This window comes from Ruegeria sp. HKCCD7628, from assembly GCF_057221005.1.
The window spans coordinates 53,091-71,054 of the sequence record NZ_JBWVBA010000006.1; the positions used below are offsets into that span (position 1 = coordinate 53,091).

The following is a 17,964-nucleotide window of genomic DNA, read 5'->3' on the forward strand; positions in this document are numbered from 1 at the left end:
CAGCATGAGTATTGAATGGATTGCAGCGGATTGGGGCACCTCTCACTTGCGGGTTTGGGCCATGCAGGGCGGCAACGTTCTGGATCAGGCTCAATCCGACAAAGGGATGGGTAAGCTTCCGAAAGATGGGTTTCAAAACGCGCTGTTGGAACTGATCGATGACTGGTTAGGGGACGCACCGGTCGATGTCGTCGCCTGCGGCATGGTCGGTGCGCGCCAGGGTTGGGTTGAGGCCCCCTACTCGGCCGTGCCAACGGCCCCGGTGCCTGAAACGCCTATTCGTGTACCAAATACAGACCCCCGCATTCGCGCTTTTGTGGTACCCGGCCTGAAACAGGCTGCCCCGCCAGATGTGATGCGTGGCGAGGAAACGCAAATCGCTGGTTTCCTGTCTGGGCGCAAGAACTGGGATGGTGTGATATGCCTGCCCGGAACGCATACCAAATGGGTCCAAGTCAGCGCCGACGAGGTCGTCAGCTTCCGAACTTTCATGACAGGCGAGATGTTCAGTCTGCTTAGTGAGCAATCTGTTCTCAGACACTCAGTCAGTGACGGCTGGGATCAGGACGCTTTTGCCGAGGCCACGGCGGACACCCTGTCGAAACCCGAACAGATGGCGGCGCGCTTGTTTGGGCTGCGCGCATCGGATTTGTTGAACGCAGATGATCCGGGCGCCGCGCGCGCGCGATTGTCAGGTTACCTCATCGGGGCAGAACTGGCCGCCACGCGCCCCTACTGGCTGGGGCAACAAATCGCAATCATCGGGGCCGACAACCTTTCTAGAATCTATGCGCACGCGCTTAAACAGCAGGGCGCATTTGCTGAAATTGCGAACAATACCCAGGCCACTCTGGAGGGTCTGCGGCAAGCCCGGAACCGCACGAGGCAAACAGCATGAGCAGACCCATCATCGCCATTCTCAGAGGGCTGCGTCCTACCGAAGCTGCAGATGTAGGCGCCACCCTGATCGACGCTGGCATCGACAAAATCGAAGTTCCGCTGAACTCTCCCGACCCGCTCGATAGCATCGGGATTCTAGCCGACAAATACGGCGAAAAATCCCTGATTGGCGCTGGTACAGTCTTGGCCACATATCAAGTGGAGGCCGTGGCCGCTGTCGGAGGTAAGCTGATCGTTTCACCGAACTGCGACATCGATGTCATCAAACGATCGGTCAGTCTGAACCTGCAAAGCTGGCCTGGCATCTATACACCTACCGAAGCGTTCAATGCTCTCAAGGCCGGGGCAACCGGCCTTAAGCTGTTTCCCGGCGTAATGGCAGGCCCCGCGGGTTTGGCTGCATTGCGCCCCGTTTTGCCTGGAGGCACACAAGTCTTCGCCGTCGGTGGCGCAGGCCCTGAAAACTTTGGCGAGTGGATCAACGCCGGCGCAGATGGGTTCGGCATAGGATCAGCCCTGTTCAAACCGGGTATGTCAGTGTCTGAGATTGCCGAGCGCGCCCGCAAGATCGTTGCGGCCTATGACAAGGCGGTTGGATGAACTCCGTCTACGACGATCGCCCCTGCGAGCTGGGCGAGGGGCCGCTGTGGCACCCCGGTCGGCGACAGCTGTTCTGGTTCGACATTCTTGGCAAACGGCTGCTCACGCAACGTGACGGTGTGCCCCAAAGCTGGCAATTCGATGAACATGTCTCAGCCGCAGGGTGGGTCAACCGGGGCGTGCTGCTTATTGCGTCTGAAACCGGCCTGTGGCGGTTCAGCCTGGACACTTGCGAAAAAGAGTTGATCGCAACACTAGAGGCAGAGAATTCCATAACGCGCTCGAATGATGGCCGGGCTGATCCGTGGGGCGGGTTCTGGATCGGAACGATGGGCAAGAACGCGGAACATGGGGCTGGATCGATCTATCGGTTCTGGCGCGGCGAAGTCCGCCGTTTGGTGCCAGATGTCACGATCTCTAACGCCATCTGTTTCGCGCCGGACCGATCCTGTGCCTATTTTTCTGACACAATGACCAAACAGGTTATGCGCTGGTCGCTGAACCCTCAGACTGGCTGGCCGGAAGGCGACAGCACCGTTTTCCTTGACCTGCGCGATGATCACCTGAACCCTGACGGCGCGGTGGTAGATACCGAAGGCCAGATATGGATCGCGCAATGGGGTGCGCATCGCGTCGCAGTGTATTCTCCTGATGGGCAGTTCCTGAAAGCCGTGACCTTTGACGCGGCGCATACGTCATGCCCGGCGTTTGGAGGCGACGATTTGACAACCCTTTTCTGCACAACCGCGCGCCAAGGGCTGGATGCCGAAACGCTTAGAAACCATCCCACAAACGGTATGACCTTTGCCGCACCAAATGCGGGGCAAGGACAGCCAGAACACAGAGTGATCCTATGACTCCCGAACTCGGCGTCTGCTATTACCCCGAACACTGGCCAGAAGAAAATTGGGCTGAGGATGCCGCCCGCATGGTCGAGACCGGGCTGTCCTGGGTACGCATTGGCGAATTCGCCTGGAGTCGGATGGAGCCTACTCCAGGCGATTTGCAATTCGACTGGCTGGATCGGGCCATTGAAACACTCGGTGCAGCCGGTCTGAAAGTGGTTCTGGGAACCCCGACTGCCACACCTCCGCGGTGGATGATTGAGAAACATCCTGACATGCTGGCAATGAATCCGGATGGAAGCCCACGCAAATTTGGTTCTCGCAGGCACTACTGCTTTAGCCATGAAGGTTATGTCGCGGAATGCGCGCGGATCACCCGTATCATGGGCGAACGCTATGGCCGAAACGCTCATATCGCAGCATGGCAGATCGACAATGAATACGGCTGCCACGAAACCACCCTCAGCTATAGCCCAGTCGCGCTTGCCGCGTTTCAGAACTGGCTTGAAGCGGAATATGGCTCGATTGACACGTTAAATACGGCGTGGGGTAATGTGTTCTGGTCGATGGAATATGACGGGTTCGACCAGATTGACCTGCCCAACCTGACTGTGACTGAACCCAACCCCGCCCATGTTCTGGCCTTTCGCCGGTTCAGCTCGGATCAGGTGGTGGTGTTCAACAAAGCACAAGTGGACGTGTTACGCGGGCAGACCGACGCGCCGTTGTTGCACAATTACATGGGTCGCGTGCTGGAGTTCGACCATTTCAAGGTGGGCGAGGACTTGGATATCGCCACGTGGGATAGCTATCCGATCGGTTTTCTGTCGGACCGTCTTGAGGAGGATGAGGCGCACAAGACCGCCTTTTTGCAACAGGGTGATCCTGACATGCAAGCCTTCCACCACGACCTCTACCGCGCGGTGGGGCGGGGTCGCTGGTGGGTGATGGAGCAACAACCCGGCCCGGTGAACTGGGCCCCATACAACCCGGCGCCGCTGCCGGGTATGGTCAAGCTCTGGTCGCTTGAGGCTGTCGCCCATGGCGCCGAGGTGGTCAGCTACTTCCGCTGGCGTCAGGCACCGTTCGCACAAGAACAGATGCATGCCGGGCTTTTGACGCCGAATGATCGCCCGGCCCCCGGATTAACTGAAGCGCGGGAAACTGCAGACACCTTAGCCGAAATCGGTCCGGTGGCCCAAACAAGGGCAGACGCTGCCATTCTGTTCGACTATGCCTCGGATTGGGCATGGGCGACACAGCCTCAAGGAGCTGGGTTTGATTACTTCCGGCTGGTGTTCTCGGCCTATCGCGCCCTGCGCCGGGCGGGGCTGTCGGTGGATTTCCTTTCACCCGACACAATCCCAGAGAACGGATACAAAATCATTCTGGCACCGGGCCTGGCGACAATCGACGAAGACCTTGAACATCGCATCCAAAAGGGATGCACTCTGGCGATCCTTGGACCGCGCAGTGGGGCGATCACACACGATTTTCAGATCCCAAGCACAAGCCGCCCCGGATTAACCGGATTGGACAGCGAAGTTGATCTGATTGAGACCTTGCCACCGTCGATCCAACGAAACGTCACAGGTGGTGGTGCGGCCCAGCATTGGGTTGAGCGGTTGTCGGGAACAGCTCCGGCCTTGTTGACTCATGCAGATGGCACCCCCGCGCTTACAGGTACAGATACCCTTTGGTACCTCGCTGGGTTTCCCGATGAGCCTCTATGGGATCGCGTCGTTCAAATGGCGGCCCAACATACCGGTTTGAAACTGCATCCTGTTCCCGGTGGCCTGCGCCGCCGCGAGACTGAACACCACGTGTTCCTGATCAACTACAACGCGACACCGGTCACGTGGAACGGGCACGTGATTGATGCCTGTGATGTACTGATCGTTGAGAAAGAAACGCCCGCCGAAGGATAATCCCGGCGGGCGTGATTGACGTCGCTAGTCTGTCTTCAGACTGTTCGGATCAAAGGCCCCGCCGAACCCACCGTTTGTCGACGGCTGCGGCTCCGAGCTCGACTCCTCGTCGCCTCCGCCCAACGTGTTCGGTGCAAACACATTGCCAAACCCGCTATTGTTTGACGGTTTCGGCGTTGATTGCGCACCACCCCGTTCGGCCTCTTCCGCTTCGCGCTGTTTGCGGCGTTCTTCACGTTGCTTGCGCAGTTCCTGAATACGCTGCTCAGCCTCAAGCTGCTTTAGCTCTTTGACGTTGGCGATGCATTGCGCAGGGTTATAGGCTGTCGCGGTACCAACCACGGTGATCGTGGCCACGCCGAAGACAACCACCAAAAGGGCCGCCACGTTACCCGCGAAGAAGCTGGGCAACTTGATCTTGCCCGCCAATTCCTCGACCGTGGCGTTCTTGCGCGCGGCAGCCACCAGCTCCTGCCGTTTCAGCTTGGCCTCATTCAGCAGAGCAAAGAACACAGTTAGCGCCACGATGATGAAGGCCAAAGCCGAGATCGAAGGCGTGATTCCGTACCGCACCTTTTGCGCCAGTTCGATGGTCAGCGTCGGGTATTCGCCAAAGGTGAAAGTGGTCGTGTTGTAGTTCTCGAACGACGCGAGGAATGCCAGCACTGCGGCGCTTGCAATCGCGGGTCGCATGAACGGCAGCAGGATCTTGCGGAATGCCTGCGCATGGGTCGCACCAAGGTCCAGCGCGGCCTCGGTCAGGGCCACGTCATAACGCTGCAGACGCGCCACCAGCACCAGCATGCAGTAACTGGCGATAAAGGTGGACTGGCCAATCACCGTCAGGAAGATGCCGTTCGACAACACACTATCCGCGCCCAGCCCGAGCATCCGGTTGATCCGGTCCCAGAACACCAGTGTCGAAATCCCCAGCACAACGCCGGGGATCAGGATCGGCGCGATGATGATAGTGTAATAAGTCGCGCGCAGCTTGGGCCAGATTTGGGTCAGCATCAGCGCCCCCGCCAGCCCCATCGCAACCGACAAAACCACCGTACCGGCCCCGATGATCAGCGAGTTCTTGATGCCGTTCAGGATACGCTGATCTTGAAACAGTTCTCCGAACCACTGGAAGGTCAGGCATTCCCACGGGGTCATCCGTGGGAATGCGGACGAGTTGAAGGCTGTGACTGACATGATCACCAGCGGGCCCAGCAGATACAGGAAGAAGATCGCCAGATAGACCCAGATGCTGATACGCAGGAAGGACAGGTTCATTTCCCGATATCCCCCATATTCACCTTGAACAGGCGCATCACGGCCAGCACGAACAGGATACAGGTCACCAGCAGCACGATGGCGTAGGCGGCCCCCTGCGGCCAGTCATTATTATCGTTGAACTGCTGATAGATCAGCTGCGTGAACCACAGCGAGGACGGCCCGCCCAGAATCTGCGGCGCGGCCAGCGCACCGGCCGACAGCATGAACACCATCGTACAGCCCGAGCTGATCCCCGGCTTGGCGTAAGGAATAACTACCCGCCAGTGAATACGCCACCAGGGCGCACCCAGATCCCGCGCGGCCTCGATCTGATTGTGGTCCAGACTTTCGATCACGTTATAGATCGGAAAAATCATCAGCAGGATGTAGGCATAGCCAAGCCCTGCATAGAGCGCGATATCGTTGCGGATAAAGTCAAACGGCGTATCCCAGATGCCCAGCCCCATGAACAAGGTATTCAGCACACCTGTCTCGCCAAAGATAATCCGCAAAGCAAAGGCACGCAGGATTTCGTTAATCCAGTAGGGGATGATCAGCATGATCGCAAAGATGCGGATGTGGCTGCCTTTGGACTGACCCAGATAATAGGCGATCGGGTAGCACAGGATCAGGTTGAAGATCGTCACACAGATCGCAGCCAGCAAAGTGCGGAAAAACACGCGCAGATCAACTGCGTTATAGTCCTGACTGCCGCCTTCGGGGCCGTAGATCAGGTATTTGTAGTTCTCCAGCGTATAGACATCCTTTGGCCCGCCAATCTCGGGCGGAGGCAGGTTGGGCCGGAATGAGAAATCCAGCATCGACAACTGAGGGAGGATGATCAGGCCGATGGTCCAGAAGATCACCAGACCCAGAATCGCCAGCCCCATGCCTGTGCCATTGCGGTTGAAGAATTCTTTCAGGAAACGGGGCATGTGATTTCCCCTATTCCGCAGCCAGCTCACCTGCCGGAACCAGAACCGCGTTGCGGGTCTCGTATTCCAGCCGGATGGTCTGGCCTGTGTGATCCTCGAAGGATTGCCCGACATTGGGCAGGGATACCTTGATCTCTTTACCACCGTCGCCTTCGGTGAAAATGTTGAAGACGTTGCCTTCGAATTCTTCGTGCTTCACACGTGCCGTAACGCAATGGTCGCCCGGGGCGTCATCGGAAGCGATAGCAAAGGCTTCGGGTCGGACGAACATCATTGCCTCATCTCCTTCGCGCATCTTGCCCTGATTGGCGGTTGAAATCCGCGCTACAAGATCGCCGGTGCGATTGGTCGAGATCACGGCTTCAGTCCCCATGACCTGCCTGATCTTGCCTCGGAACACGTTGTTTTCCCCGACGAACGAGGCCGCAAAAGCCGTGTTTGGGTCATTGTAAATCGTCTTGCCGTCAGCAATCTGGTCGATCACACCCGCCCGCATCACGGCGATGTTGTCGGACATGGTCAGCGCCTCGCCTTGATCGTGGGTGATGTAAATAAAAGTAATCCCCACACGTTGCTGAATCTCGCGCAGTTCGGTGCGCATATGCTGGCGCAGCTTCAGGTCCAGCGCCGAGAGCGGCTCGTCCAGCAGCAATACGTCGGGTTCGGCGCACAGGGCGCGCGCGATGGCCACACGCTGACGCTGGCCGCCTGAGAGTTCACTAGGCAGTTTGTCGCCCTGCCCCGGCAAGGCGATCATGTCCAGCAACTCATCCGCGCGTTTACGGCGCTCTCTGGCGCTGGCACCTTTTATTTCCATGGAAAAGGTAATGTTCTCCCAGACCTTCATCAGCGGAAACAGCGCGAGGTTCTGGAAGATCAGTGCAGTGGGCCGTTTGTTCGGGCCGATCCCGCGCATGTCGTTGCCACCGATCAGAACCTTGCCTTCGCTGGGATCAAGAAAGCCGGAAACAGCCCGCAAGATCGTCGTCTTGCCGCAGCCCGAAGGGCCAAGGAACGAAAAGAAATCCCCCCCGTTGATGTTCACATTAGCATCCCGCACGGCGACGAAATCGCCGAACCGAATCCACAGGTTTTCCAGATCTACACCGACCCCTGCACTCATTTTAGGTATCTCCGTCTGGTGCGGATGGGGACCACACCGATATAGTGTCCGTCACGCCAAAGCGCACGGATGGATGGCCCCCCGCGACATCGCGGAGGGCGTCGTTTCAAAGCGATCAGGCGCTTTTGAACTTGTTGACGAACTCAGTCCGGGTTTCGGCGTACCACGGTGCCTCAGCCGGCCACGGGTTGAGGTTGGCCAGCGAGTCGCCCGGATAAGCCTCGGCAAAGTTCTTCTTGTAGGTGTCGCCCGAATATTGATCGGCACCCAGAACTGGCGAGTTATAGCCGTGGCTGTCGATCGCCACACCAGCCGGCTTCGCCTGATAGGCAAAGTCGATGAAGGCATAGATCTGATCGATATTCGTCGCACCGGTCGGAATCGACATACCGTCAACCCAGGCCATCGCACCCTCGACAGGGGCTTGGTAGTGTACAGGCTCGCCTGCCGATTTCAACGCCAGCGGTGGGCCGTCCCAAGTCTGACCAACCACAACACCTTCGTTCAGCAGACCGTTTTTCTGAGTATCCGCGTCATTCCAGATCAGCTTGATCCGGTTCTTGCGCTCGATGCACCAGTCGGCGATCTGGCCCCAAACCTTGCGCATGGTGTCTTCGTCACCATAAGCGGCCCAGACCGAACCCGGTTCCATCTCACCGGAACGTTCCATGTAAAGACCTGCGCCCAGCATCATCGAATGCGCGCGACCCATGGTTTTGCCCGCGTTCTCCTCGGACCATACATCGCCATAAGACGGCGCATCGCCTTCGGGCAGCCATAGATCGGTGCGATAGGCAATGCCCTCGGTACCCCAGATATGCGGCAGCCAATGCACGCCCGCATCGCCAAAGTTCCACGCATCCGTGCCAATTGCGGCCATCGCCGGGTTCACCAGATCAATCGGCACCTTGTTCATGTCGAAGGGCTGCAACAGCTCCAGCGGTTCCCACTGCAAGGACCGGTTGTTGGTGGGCGAGACGATGTCAAAGCCCTGGCCTTTGGTGGCCTTCATCTTGTTGATGATCTCTTCGTTCGAACCAATACCAGTATAGTTGACCTTGATTCCGGTCAGAGTTTCAAACTCCTGCAGGAAGGACGGCGGCAGGTAGTCCGACCACATCAGGATGTTGATTTCACCCGACGAGGCCAGCGCGCTTTTGCTATAAAGCGGGGCAGCCAGCGCCGCCGCACCAGCGCCTTTCAGGACTGTCCGCCGGGACAGGGTCTTGAATTCAGTCATAGTTGTATCTCCCGTTTTCATTAGTTTTTTGTTTTTGTGTTTACACGCTAGACCTTTGCGAGACCTCTGTCAGTCCAAAAGTGACAGTTATCAGTTTTCATAGGTCCAGTTTGCGCTGCTCTCTTGCACGATCCTGTGCGCAATTCAGCAAATGCACGGCTCTGGCCCGAAAACATCAAAATTGCAGAAACGTTAAAAATATGCCGCTTGATCCACATGCCGATAAATGAGGCAAAACGGAGCAGACCCGTTTACCAGTCGAGTGAAGCAGGCAAAACCAGATATGAGAGTGCTTTAGTGATTTTCAGAAGAATCAGGATGTTGCGCGCATGCTTTTGCCATCATGGAACAAGTGAACTTTCTCAGGGCTAGCCGTGACTCCGACTGTTTGCCCTCTTTTGCCGCGTTGAATCCCTTGCAATTTGGCAATGACGGCTTCGGCACCTTTACGGCTCTCGAAATACAACAAAGTCACCTCGCCCAATGCTTCTGTGAAATCGACAACGCCTTCGAATGCAGGGCTTTCATCGGTGGGTACAAAGTCTTCGGGCCGGATGCCGACATTGACCTGCTTACCCATGTCTTGCTCTTGGGTCGCGATACTGCTTGTAACCGTTCCGCCTGAATCCAGATCAACCACCGTCTCGGAACCAGTTTGCACGATGACACCTGGCAACAGGTTCATCGCCGGAGAGCCTATGAACTGCGCGACAAACTCATTGTCGGGTGTTTCATACAGCTCCAACGGAGTACCCACCTGTGCGATACCCTTGTTGGCCAGAACAACAATCCGAGTGGCCAATGTCATGGCCTCAACCTGATCGTGGGTCACGTAGATCATTGTGCTGTCGGGCATTGCCTCTTTCAGGCGCGCAATTTCAATGCGCGTCGCAACACGCAGGGCCGCGTCGAGGTTCGAAAGCGGTTCGTCGAACAGATACACCTTGGGATCGCGTACAATGGCCCGCCCAATGGCAACCCGCTGACGCTGCCCCCCGGACAGAGCCTTGGGGAGGCGGTCCAGAAACGGTTCAAGCTGAAGGATCTGGGCGGCCCGTTCGACCGCGGCATCCACATCCGCCGCAGGCATTTTGGCGATCTTGAGGGCAAAGGCCATATTCTCGCGCACGGTCATGTGGGGATAAAGCGCATAGCTTTGGAACACCATCGCAATGCCGCGCTGCGCCGGGGGCACATCGTTCATCATCTGCCCCTCGATCTCAAGCGTCCCGCCCGAGATCTTCTCCAGCCCTGCAATCATACGTAGTAAGGTGGATTTACCGCAGCCCGAAGGGCCGACGAAAACGATCAGCTCGCCCCGGTCAATGTCCAGGTTGATGTTCTTCAGAACATCCACATGACCATAAGTCTTGGCCACGTCCGTGAGTTTGAGTTCCGACATAACCTACCCCTTGTCCCGCGCCAGCAGACAGAATTGCGCAGCGTCGAGGGACAGTGCCCCTTCCCCGTCGACGCTGCCCAACTCCTCCCCGATTACGTACCAGTTCCCCTCTGGCAATGTGATTTGGGTCGGATCCGAGCCCAAATTGAAGGCACAGAAAACCTGTTCAGTCGGGGCGTCGCGCAGGAAGGTCAGAACAGGGCCGGTCTGGGCCATCTGCATCTGCTCCCCGGACATCAGTGCCGGATGCGCATGTCGCAGCGCAATCGCGCGGCGATAGTGATGCAGCATCGAGTTCGGGTCCTGCTCCAGCCTGTCTACCGCGCGCTCGGCTTGCAGCGGGCTGACGGGCAGCCAAGGACGACCGGCACTAAATCCCGATTGCTCGTCCTGCGCGGCCCAGACCATCGGCGTGCGGCATCCGTCGCGGCCTTTGAATTCGGGCCAGAATTCGATGCCGTAAGGATCTTGCAGATCTTCGAACGCTACATCGGCCTCGGGCAGACCCAGTTCCTCACCCTGATACAGGCAGGCAGAGCCGCGAAGGCACATCATCAGAACCGCATGCTGTCGAACGGCCTCGTCGCTTAATCCCCAACGCGTCGCGTGTCGCTGAACATCATGGTTCGAGAAGGCCCAGCAAGGCCACGCATCACCGGCCTTGTCCTCTAACTGATCGAAAACCTGTTTGGCGTAAGACGCAGTCAATGCACGTTTTTCCAGAAACTCGAAGGCATAGCACATGTGCATCCGTTTATCGCCGGTGGTGTATTCTCCCATGATCTCAAGCCCGCGCTGCGCGTCTCCGACCTCACCCAGACAGGCACGGCCTTCATATTCGTCGGTCAACGCACGCAACCGTTCGAGGAAGGCGATATTCTCGGGCTGGCTTTTGGAGAAAAGGTGATCTTGATGGTTATAGGGATTCACCATCGGCGCAATCGAGGCGTTACGCTGATCCATCGGCAAGCCGGGGTTGTCGCGCAGCTGCATGTCGTGGAAGTAGAAGTTGATCGTATCCAGCCGGAACCCATCGACGCCCAAATCCAACCAGAACCGGGCCACATCCAGCAAGGCGTCCTGAACCGCCGGGCAATGGAAATTCAAGTCGGGCTGCGAAGTCAGGAAGTTGTGCAGATAATACTGCAATCGCCGCGAGTCCCACTGCCAGGCCGAGCCTCCGAAGATCGACAACCAGTTGTTTGGCGGCGTTCCGTCCGGTTTCGGGTCCGCCCAGACATACCAATCGGACTTTTCGTTTTCGCGGTTGGACCGGCTTTCGCTGAACCACGGGTGCTGATCCGAGGTATGCGACAACACAAGATCGATCATCACTTTCAGCCCAAGCCCATGCGCCTGATCCAGAAGCTCTTTGAAATCCGCCATCGTTCCGAACATCGGATCGACATCGCGGTAATCGCTGACATCATATCCGAAGTCTTTCATCGGAGATTTGAAGAACGGCGATATCCAGATCGCATCGACCCCAAGCGAGGCGATATAGCCCAGACGCTGAGTTATCCCCCTCAGGTCGCCAATTCCGTCGCCGTTGCTGTCCTGAAAGCTGCGGGGATAGATCTGATAGATCACACCGCCACGCCACCAATCGGACGCTGCTTGGGTTGCCTTCGTTGTGTCCACAGTGTTCTGCACGTTCATCAGAAGCCTCTATTTGACGGATCCGGCCAGCAGGCCCCGGACCAGATATTTTTGCATTGCGAAGAAAACGATCAGCGGCACGGCGATCGAGACAAAGGCCGCCGTGGCCAGAATTTCCCAGTTGCCGCCCCGCGTGCCCAGCAACTCGACAATCTGGTTGGTCATGACGGTGGTCTGACCCGACGCGTCGATCAAAAAGACCTTGGCGACCAGCAGATCATTCCAAGTCCACAGGAACTGGAAGATCGCGAAAGAGGCCAGCGCCGGGAAACTGAGCGGAAGGATCAGTTTGGTGAAGATCTGAAACTCGGTCGCTCCGTCAACCCGCGCGTTTTCGATCAGGTCTCGGGGAAGGCCAGCCATGTAGTTGCGCAGCAGGTAGATTGCCAGCGGCATCCCGAACCCGGTATGGGCCATCCAAACCCCAAGATAGCCTTTCCCGATCCCGATATTGAGGTGGAATTTCAAAAGTGGGATCAGCGCCAGTTGCAACGGCACCACCAACAATCCAACTACGGCAGCAATCAGCAGGGCGCGGCCGGGGAAATCCATCCACGCCAACGCATAGGCCGCAAAGGCGGCCACCAAGATCGGAATGATTGTCGCCGGGATGGTCACAGTCAGAGTATTGAAGAACGCCCGCCCCATGCTGTCAGAAGAATCTTCAGCCAACAAAACCTTGTGGTAATTGGCCAACGTGAACTCGGGCGGCAATTCTGCGGTCACGAATACACGGGCGCCCCGGCCGCCGGTAAATTCTTCCGAATTCTCCATCCTGTAGTTGCCTTGCGCGTCCACAGTGATCGTACCACCCCGGCGCAGCTCAGCGGTATCACCCGGAACAAACGCATCCACGGCCCGAGAGCTGACACCCCATTGAGAGATCGTAGCCGTCGTTCCCGCGTCAAACAGGTTGCCTTCGATCACGTAAACCCCGTTTTCCAGAACCTGTGTGTCCGGCGCGGTGGACCGCAAAGTCAGGTTCTGTTCGGACGGGAAAAGCGATTTCCACCAGCCGCTTGTGGCAATTTGATCGGCCGTGCGAAAAGACGAGATCAACAGCCCAAGTGTTGGCACAACCCAAAGCACGACCAGAAATATGACCGAGGCATGGACGACCCAGCGCAGCGCCGGTTTGGTTCCTGCAATATTGCTCATGGCCTCACTCCATCTCTTTGCGCGCGTTGCGCACGTTCCAGATCAGGATCGGAGTGACCAGCAGCATGATCACCATGGCCGAGGCCGACCCCACACCCCAGTCATTGGCGCGGAACAGCTTGTCATACATGTAGTTGGCGAGAACCTGTGTCTCCCACTGGCCGTTGGTCATGGCAAAGACGATGTCAAAGACCTTGAGCACGGTGATCGTGATCGTGGTCCATACGACCAGAATTGTGGTCTTGATCTGCGGCACCTTGATACGGAAGAAAATCTGGAACGGGTTGGCGCCGTCCAGAATGGCGGCCTCGACGGTTTCCTCGGGGATGCCACGCAAGGCCGCGGACAGGATCACCATGGCAAAGCCGGTCTGAATCCAAATCAGCACGACCATCAGGAAGAAACTGTTCCAGAACGGGATGGTCAGCCAAGTTTGCGGCTCGGTCCCGCCAAAGAAGATATAAAGGGCGTTCAGCATCCCGATCTGATCCTGTTCGGCCGGGCGAGTGTCATAGACCAGCTTCCAGATCACCGAGGCCCCGACGAACGAGATCGCCATCGGCATGAAGATCAGCGACTTGGCGATATTGCCCCAACGGATGCGGTCGGTCAGTTGCGCCACCAAAAGGCCCAAAGCGGTCGACAGCGCCGGCACGATGATCAACCAGAACATGTTATTGCGCATGGCTTCCCAGAACTTGGGCTCATTCGCCATCTGGATGTAGTTTTCCAGGCCCACCCATTCATAGCCCCCACCGGGTACCCGATCCGTAAGGGACAAGCGCAGCGTTTCGACCACCGGATAGGCCAGATACAGGCCCAACGCCGCCAACGCCGGGAACAGAAACAACCACGGCCGGATCATGTTGGCGCGGTTGATATTGCGCCCTGCATTCGGGCCGCGCGCCGGGAACAGCACTTTGTCCAGAAATTGGTTGGAGAGGTAGAAATAGCCCACACACCCTGACACGCCGATGGCGATGGTCAGCAGGCCCTGTAATGCCGGATGCATGCCGCGTCTCCCTTGCGACGGTGGCAGGCAACCCGCACCAGCGGGTTGCCCGATCAGGAACGCTTAGTCCAGCGCGTCCCAGGAGGATTGGATTTCGTTGGCAACCTCTTCCGCCGAGGTCCCGCCAGCATAGTCGACCATGCCGGTCCAGAACGTCCCTGCGCCAACACCGCCGGGCATTAGGTCAGACCCGTCAAACCGGAAGGTGGTCGCACCCAGAAGGATGTCGTTCATCTTCTTCAACGTCGGGTCCGAGAACAGCGAGGTATCAACACCCTTATGCGGTGTCAGGAACCCGGTTAGCTGCATCCAGGTCTCGTGCGCTTCGGGGGTCTGCAGATACTCGATCAAAGCATGAGCGCCGGGGCTGTCATTGGTGATTGCCCAAAGCGTGCCCGCACCCAGAACCGGGCTGCCCAAGTCCTTGCTTTCATAGGCCGGGAAGTAGAAGAAATCCGCATCCTCACCCACGACCGTGCCTTCGGGGAAGAAAGCCGGAATGAACGAGGCCTGACGGTGCAGATAGCATTGCGGCGGAGAGCTGAACATGCCTTTGGGACTGTCGCGGAAATCGGTCGTGGCCACGGCCCCTGCCCCACCAGCGACATAGTCGTCGTTGCGGGCGAAGGCTCCGAATTCTTCGATCGCCGCGATAACCTTTGGGTCATTGAATTTCATCTCATTTGCGACCCAGGCGTCATAGTCCGCGGGCGATTGTGTACGCAGCATCATGTCCTCGACCCAGTCGGTCGCGGGCCAGCCGGTCGCTCCGCCAGACCCCAGACCGATACACCAAGGCGTCTCGCCATCTGCCACAATCTGGTCCGTCAGAGCTTTGAGTTCCTCCATCGTGGTCGGCACTTCGTACCCGGCGTCCTCGAAGTTCTCGGGAACATACCAGACCAGCGATTTCACATCGACCTTGTAGAAAAATCCGTAAAGACTGTCCGCACCGTCCGGGCCTGCGTAAGTCCCCAGATCGACCCAGGATTGGCCTGCAGCGTAATTGTCGCGAATCCAATCGGATGTGCCATCTGCTAAAGGCGTCAAGAATCCGGATTTGGCCATATCCGCTGCCAGACCGGGCTGCGGGAACACCGCAACGTTGGGGGCAGATCCCGCCTCCGCGTCGATGCGGATCTGCTGTTCGAAACTATCCGAGCCGACATAGGCGTACTCATGCCCGGTCGCAGCAGCAAAGCCGTCCAGCACCTTTTCGACATTTTCCTGATCCGGCCCCAACCAGGGGCCAAACACCGTGACCTTGTCGGCATGCGCCGCGCCCGCCATCAGGGCGAACGTTGCCGCGCCTGCGTAAAGCGAGTGTTTCATGAATTCTCCTCCCAACTCTATCGCGCCCATGAGACTCAGTTTTCAAAGCGCTTTGAATGACGGGTTTTATCCGCTAACATTCAAGTTCTGTCAATATTGGGTTTAAAATTCGTCAAAAAATTAATAAAACACACGACGTGTAGAAACAGGTTGACCCAATAGGAAAACCCTCTCACAACGGTTTTGCCACAAATTTGAAGGCGCTTTGAAGAGATATGAACCTAAAGCAGCTCTCAGAAATCCTTGGTCTTTCACAGACAACGGTCAGTCGCGCGCTGAACGGATACCCCGAAGTGAACGAGGCCACGCGAGAGCGGGTTCAGGCTGCGGCTACCAAACACGGCTATCGCCCGAACAGCCGCGCCAAAGGGCTGGCCACGGGGCGTTCTATGGTGATCGGGCATGTGATTCCTAGCTCAGCGCAACATGAAATGGTGAACCCGATCTTTGGGGATTTTGTAGCGGGGGCCGCTCGGACCTATGGCGCGCATGGCTATGACATGATGTTCACCAATGCCGACGATACCTCGATCGAACGCACCTATCGGGACTTGTTCCAACGCGGCGCTGTCGATGGGGTCGTTCTGCAAGGCCCCAAGGTCAACGAACACCGGATCGAGGTTTTGACCCGCATGGCGGTTCCGTTCATCGTACATGGCCGCTCGACCGGGATCGAGGTGCCTTATGACTGGGTCGATGTGAACAACAAAAGCTCATTCCTGAGGGCGACCCGTTTTCTGATTGATCTGGGGCACAAACGTATCGCGCTGATCAATGGGTTGGAGGATATGGATTTCGCCCAACGTCGGCGCGAAGGATATCTGCAGGCTCTGCAAGAAGCCAATCTGACGCCCGAACCCGCTCTGATGCGCAGCGCCGAGATGACCGAGGTTTACGGCCATCACGAAGCCCGCGACATGCTGCAACTGGATAACCCCCCGACGGCCATATTGGTCTCGTCAATGATTTCTGCCATCGGGGTGCGGCGCGCCTTGAATGAGGCTGGGCTGAAAATGGGTCGCGATGTATCGGTCATCGCGCATGATGACGACCTTTCCTATCTCAAGAATGGACAGGACGTACCGATCTTTACTGCAACGCGATCCTCGGTCAGGCAGGCTGGGGAGATCGCCGCCGAAATGCTGATTGACCGGATCAAAACACCGGACGACCCGGTTAAAACTAGATTGCTGGAGGCCGAACTGGTAGTTGGCGGCTCGACCGGCCCCGCTCCTGACAGGTTCTGAACATGAAATATACCCGCGCTGATTTCCCCAAAGATTTCCTCTTTGGTGTCGCAACCTCTGCCTATCAGATCGAAGGCCACGCGCAGGGTGGCGCAGGTCAGACCCATTGGGACACCTTTGCCCGCACGCCCGGCAACGTGGTGCGGGGCGAAAACGGAGATCTCGCTTGCGATCACCTCAACCGTTTCGATCAGGACTTTGATCTGGTGCGCGAAGCCGGGTTTGATTGCTATCGCTTTTCAACCAGCTGGGCGCGGGTTTTGCCTGAAGGACGCGGGGTCGTGAACGAAGCCGGGTTGGACTATTACGACCGGCTGGCCGATGCGCTACTGGAACGCGGCATTCGCCCCTGTGCGACGCTCTACCATTGGGAACTGCCCTCGCCGCTGGCGGATTTGGGCGGGTGGCGCAACCGGGATATTGCCGGATGGTTCGCCGATTTCACCGAGGTCATAATGGGCCGCATCGGCGACAGGATGTTCAGTGTTGCCCCCATCAATGAGCCCTGGTGCGTCAGCTGGCTGAGCCATTTCGACGGCCACCACGCTCCTGGCCTGCGCGATATCCGTGCGACGGCTCGCGCGATGCATCATGTTCTGCTCGCGCATGGCCGAGCGATCGAGGCGATGCGCGGTCTGGGCATGTCCAATCTGGGCGCGGTGTTCAATCTGGAATGGGCCGAACCCGCCGATGACAGCGCCGAGGCGCGCAAAGCCGCCGACTTGTATGACGGTATCTACAACCGGTTCTTTCTGGGCGGCGTGTTCAACAAAGCCTATCCGCAAAATGTTCTGGACGGGTTGGATCTCTATTTGCCAACCGGGTGGCAGGATGATTTCGACACGATCGGCGCGCCCGTGGACTGGTGCGGGCTGAACTACTACACCCGCAAACTGATCGCGCCTGCCGACACCGCCTGGCCCAGCCTGCAAGAGGTCCCTGGCCCCCTGCCCAAAACCCAAATGGGGTGGGAAATTGAGCCTTCCGCCCTGACACGTTTCCTTACCCGGGCCGCTCGAGAATATACCGGCGATCTGCCGATCTATGTGACCGAAAATGGCATGGCCAGCTCTGAGCGCCAGCAGGATGAGGACCGGATCGACTACCTCAACCAGCATTGGGCCGCTGTGAAAGACGCGTTAGATCAGGATGTGCCCGTCAAAGGCTATTTTATCTGGTCGCTGCTGGACAACTACGAATGGGCCCTTGGCTACGAGAAGCGCTTTGGTCTGGTTGATGTGGATTTCGATACGATGGAGCGGACACCCAAAGCGTCCTTTGAGGCAGTGAAAACTGCCCTCGCCGGCGCACAAGTCTCTGTCC

14 protein-coding genes and 1 pseudogene are annotated in these 17,964 nt (G+C 57.7%); 6 read left to right on the plus strand and 9 right to left on the minus strand.

The annotated features are described in order from the left end of the window. Positions 1 to 4 precede the first annotated feature (4 nt). Genes AC2TAD_RS13765 through AC2TAD_RS13780 form a run of 4 tightly spaced genes read left to right on the plus strand, consistent with a single transcriptional unit; the run spans position 5 to position 4,273 of the window. The gene (locus AC2TAD_RS13765) at positions 5 to 898 is read left to right on the plus strand and encodes a 2-dehydro-3-deoxygalactonokinase (RefSeq protein ID WP_170355117.1); all 894 of its coding nucleotides are present in this window, start codon (positions 5 to 7) and stop codon (positions 896 to 898) included. Continuing rightward, the gene (locus AC2TAD_RS13770) at positions 895 to 1,500 is read left to right on the plus strand and encodes a 2-dehydro-3-deoxy-6-phosphogalactonate aldolase (RefSeq protein ID WP_170355118.1); all 606 of its coding nucleotides are present in this window, start codon (positions 895 to 897) and stop codon (positions 1,498 to 1,500) included. Before AC2TAD_RS13765 ends, AC2TAD_RS13770 begins: the two co-directional genes overlap by 4 nt. Beyond that, a complete protein-coding gene (locus AC2TAD_RS13775; RefSeq protein WP_480868326.1) occupies positions 1,497 to 2,357 on the plus strand; it encodes an SMP-30/gluconolactonase/LRE family protein in 861 nt (286 codons plus the stop codon). The genes AC2TAD_RS13770 and AC2TAD_RS13775 overlap by 4 nt, the downstream gene beginning before the upstream one ends. After that, complete coding sequence (locus AC2TAD_RS13780; RefSeq protein WP_480868327.1) at positions 2,354 to 4,273, plus strand: beta-galactosidase; 1,920 nt, start codon at positions 2,354 to 2,356, stop codon at positions 4,271 to 4,273. The genes AC2TAD_RS13775 and AC2TAD_RS13780 overlap by 4 nt, the downstream gene beginning before the upstream one ends. Positions 4,274 to 4,297: 24 nt before the next feature. Here the strand turns inward: AC2TAD_RS13780 and AC2TAD_RS13785 are convergent, their stop codons facing one another. From AC2TAD_RS13785 to AC2TAD_RS13825, 9 genes are all read right to left on the minus strand, one after another. Then, positions 4,298 to 5,551: an ABC transporter permease gene (locus AC2TAD_RS13785; RefSeq protein WP_480868330.1), complete on the minus strand. Its 1,254-nt coding sequence runs from the start codon at positions 5,549 to 5,551 to the stop codon at positions 4,298 to 4,300. Next, entirely contained in the window at positions 5,548 to 6,468 is a 921-nt protein-coding gene (locus AC2TAD_RS13790; RefSeq protein WP_480868331.1) for an ABC transporter permease, read from the minus strand. The genes AC2TAD_RS13785 and AC2TAD_RS13790 overlap by 4 nt, the downstream gene beginning before the upstream one ends. Positions 6,469 to 6,478: 10 nt before the next feature. Beyond that, a complete protein-coding gene (locus tag AC2TAD_RS13795) occupies positions 6,479 to 7,591 on the minus strand; it encodes an ABC transporter ATP-binding protein (RefSeq protein ID WP_480868333.1) in 1,113 nt (370 codons plus the stop codon). A 115-nt stretch (positions 7,592 to 7,706) separates the two neighbouring features. After that, on the minus strand, positions 7,707 to 8,831 hold the full coding sequence (locus tag AC2TAD_RS13800) for an extracellular solute-binding protein (protein ID WP_170355124.1): 1,125 nt from the start codon (positions 8,829 to 8,831) through the stop codon (positions 7,707 to 7,709). Between the two features lie 313 nt (positions 8,832 to 9,144). Further along, positions 9,145 to 10,233 carry an ABC transporter ATP-binding protein gene (locus AC2TAD_RS13805; RefSeq protein WP_480868334.1) on the minus strand — a complete coding sequence of 363 codons (1,089 nt, stop codon included), beginning with the start codon at positions 10,231 to 10,233 and terminating at the stop codon, positions 9,145 to 9,147. Between the two features lie 3 nt (positions 10,234 to 10,236). Beyond that, a complete protein-coding gene (locus AC2TAD_RS13810) occupies positions 10,237 to 11,892 on the minus strand; it encodes an alpha-amylase family glycosyl hydrolase (protein WP_480868335.1) in 1,656 nt (551 codons plus the stop codon). Positions 11,893 to 11,901: 9 nt separating this feature from the next. Further along, positions 11,902 to 13,050: a carbohydrate ABC transporter permease gene (locus tag AC2TAD_RS13815; RefSeq protein WP_480868336.1), complete on the minus strand. Its 1,149-nt coding sequence runs from the start codon at positions 13,048 to 13,050 to the stop codon at positions 11,902 to 11,904. Between the two features lie 4 nt (positions 13,051 to 13,054). Beyond that, a complete protein-coding gene (locus AC2TAD_RS13820; protein WP_170355128.1) occupies positions 13,055 to 14,062 on the minus strand; it encodes a carbohydrate ABC transporter permease in 1,008 nt (335 codons plus the stop codon). Positions 14,063 to 14,125: 63 nt separating this feature from the next. Then, entirely contained in the window at positions 14,126 to 15,394 is a 1,269-nt protein-coding gene (locus AC2TAD_RS13825) for an ABC transporter substrate-binding protein (RefSeq protein ID WP_480868337.1), read from the minus strand. Between the two features lie 215 nt (positions 15,395 to 15,609). Between AC2TAD_RS13825 and AC2TAD_RS13830 the strand changes: the two genes are divergently transcribed. Together AC2TAD_RS13830 and AC2TAD_RS13835 are read left to right on the plus strand one after the other, a co-directional pair. Continuing rightward, on the plus strand, positions 15,610 to 16,641 hold the full coding sequence (locus AC2TAD_RS13830) for a LacI family DNA-binding transcriptional regulator (RefSeq protein ID WP_480868339.1): 1,032 nt from the start codon (positions 15,610 to 15,612) through the stop codon (positions 16,639 to 16,641). A 2-nt stretch (positions 16,642 to 16,643) separates the two neighbouring features. Continuing rightward, positions 16,644 to 17,945, plus strand: a pseudogene (locus AC2TAD_RS13835) (GH1 family beta-glucosidase); the annotation flags it as partial. Positions 17,946 to 17,964: the final 19 nt, after the last annotated feature.

What these genes read in the sequence shown, in the direction of transcription:
- AC2TAD_RS13765 (WP_170355117.1), top strand. Translation starts at nt 5, where the DNA reads ATGAGTATTGAATGGATTGCAGCGGATTGGGGCACCTCTCACTTGCGG.
- AC2TAD_RS13770 (WP_170355118.1), top strand. Translation starts at nt 895, where the DNA reads ATGAGCAGACCCATCATCGCCATTCTCAGAGGGCTGCGTCCTACCGAA.
- AC2TAD_RS13775 (WP_480868326.1), top strand. Translation starts at nt 1,497, where the DNA reads ATGAACTCCGTCTACGACGATCGCCCCTGCGAGCTGGGCGAGGGGCCG.
- AC2TAD_RS13780 (WP_480868327.1), top strand. Translation starts at nt 2,354, where the DNA reads ATGACTCCCGAACTCGGCGTCTGCTATTACCCCGAACACTGGCCAGAA.
- AC2TAD_RS13785 (WP_480868330.1), bottom strand. Translation starts at nt 5,551, where the DNA reads ATGAACCTGTCCTTCCTGCGTATCAGCATCTGGGTCTATCTGGCGATC.
- AC2TAD_RS13790 (WP_480868331.1), bottom strand. Translation starts at nt 6,468, where the DNA reads ATGCCCCGTTTCCTGAAAGAATTCTTCAACCGCAATGGCACAGGCATG.
- AC2TAD_RS13795 (WP_480868333.1), bottom strand. Translation starts at nt 7,591, where the DNA reads ATGAGTGCAGGGGTCGGTGTAGATCTGGAAAACCTGTGGATTCGGTTC.
- AC2TAD_RS13800 (WP_170355124.1), bottom strand. Translation starts at nt 8,831, where the DNA reads ATGACTGAATTCAAGACCCTGTCCCGGCGGACAGTCCTGAAAGGCGCT.
- AC2TAD_RS13805 (WP_480868334.1), bottom strand. Translation starts at nt 10,233, where the DNA reads ATGTCGGAACTCAAACTCACGGACGTGGCCAAGACTTATGGTCATGTG.
- AC2TAD_RS13810 (WP_480868335.1), bottom strand. Translation starts at nt 11,892, where the DNA reads ATGAACGTGCAGAACACTGTGGACACAACGAAGGCAACCCAAGCAGCG.
- AC2TAD_RS13815 (WP_480868336.1), bottom strand. Translation starts at nt 13,050, where the DNA reads ATGAGCAATATTGCAGGAACCAAACCGGCGCTGCGCTGGGTCGTCCAT.
- AC2TAD_RS13820 (WP_170355128.1), bottom strand. Translation starts at nt 14,062, where the DNA reads ATGCATCCGGCATTACAGGGCCTGCTGACCATCGCCATCGGCGTGTCA.
- AC2TAD_RS13825 (WP_480868337.1), bottom strand. Translation starts at nt 15,394, where the DNA reads ATGAAACACTCGCTTTACGCAGGCGCGGCAACGTTCGCCCTGATGGCG.
- AC2TAD_RS13830 (WP_480868339.1), top strand. Translation starts at nt 15,610, where the DNA reads ATGAACCTAAAGCAGCTCTCAGAAATCCTTGGTCTTTCACAGACAACG.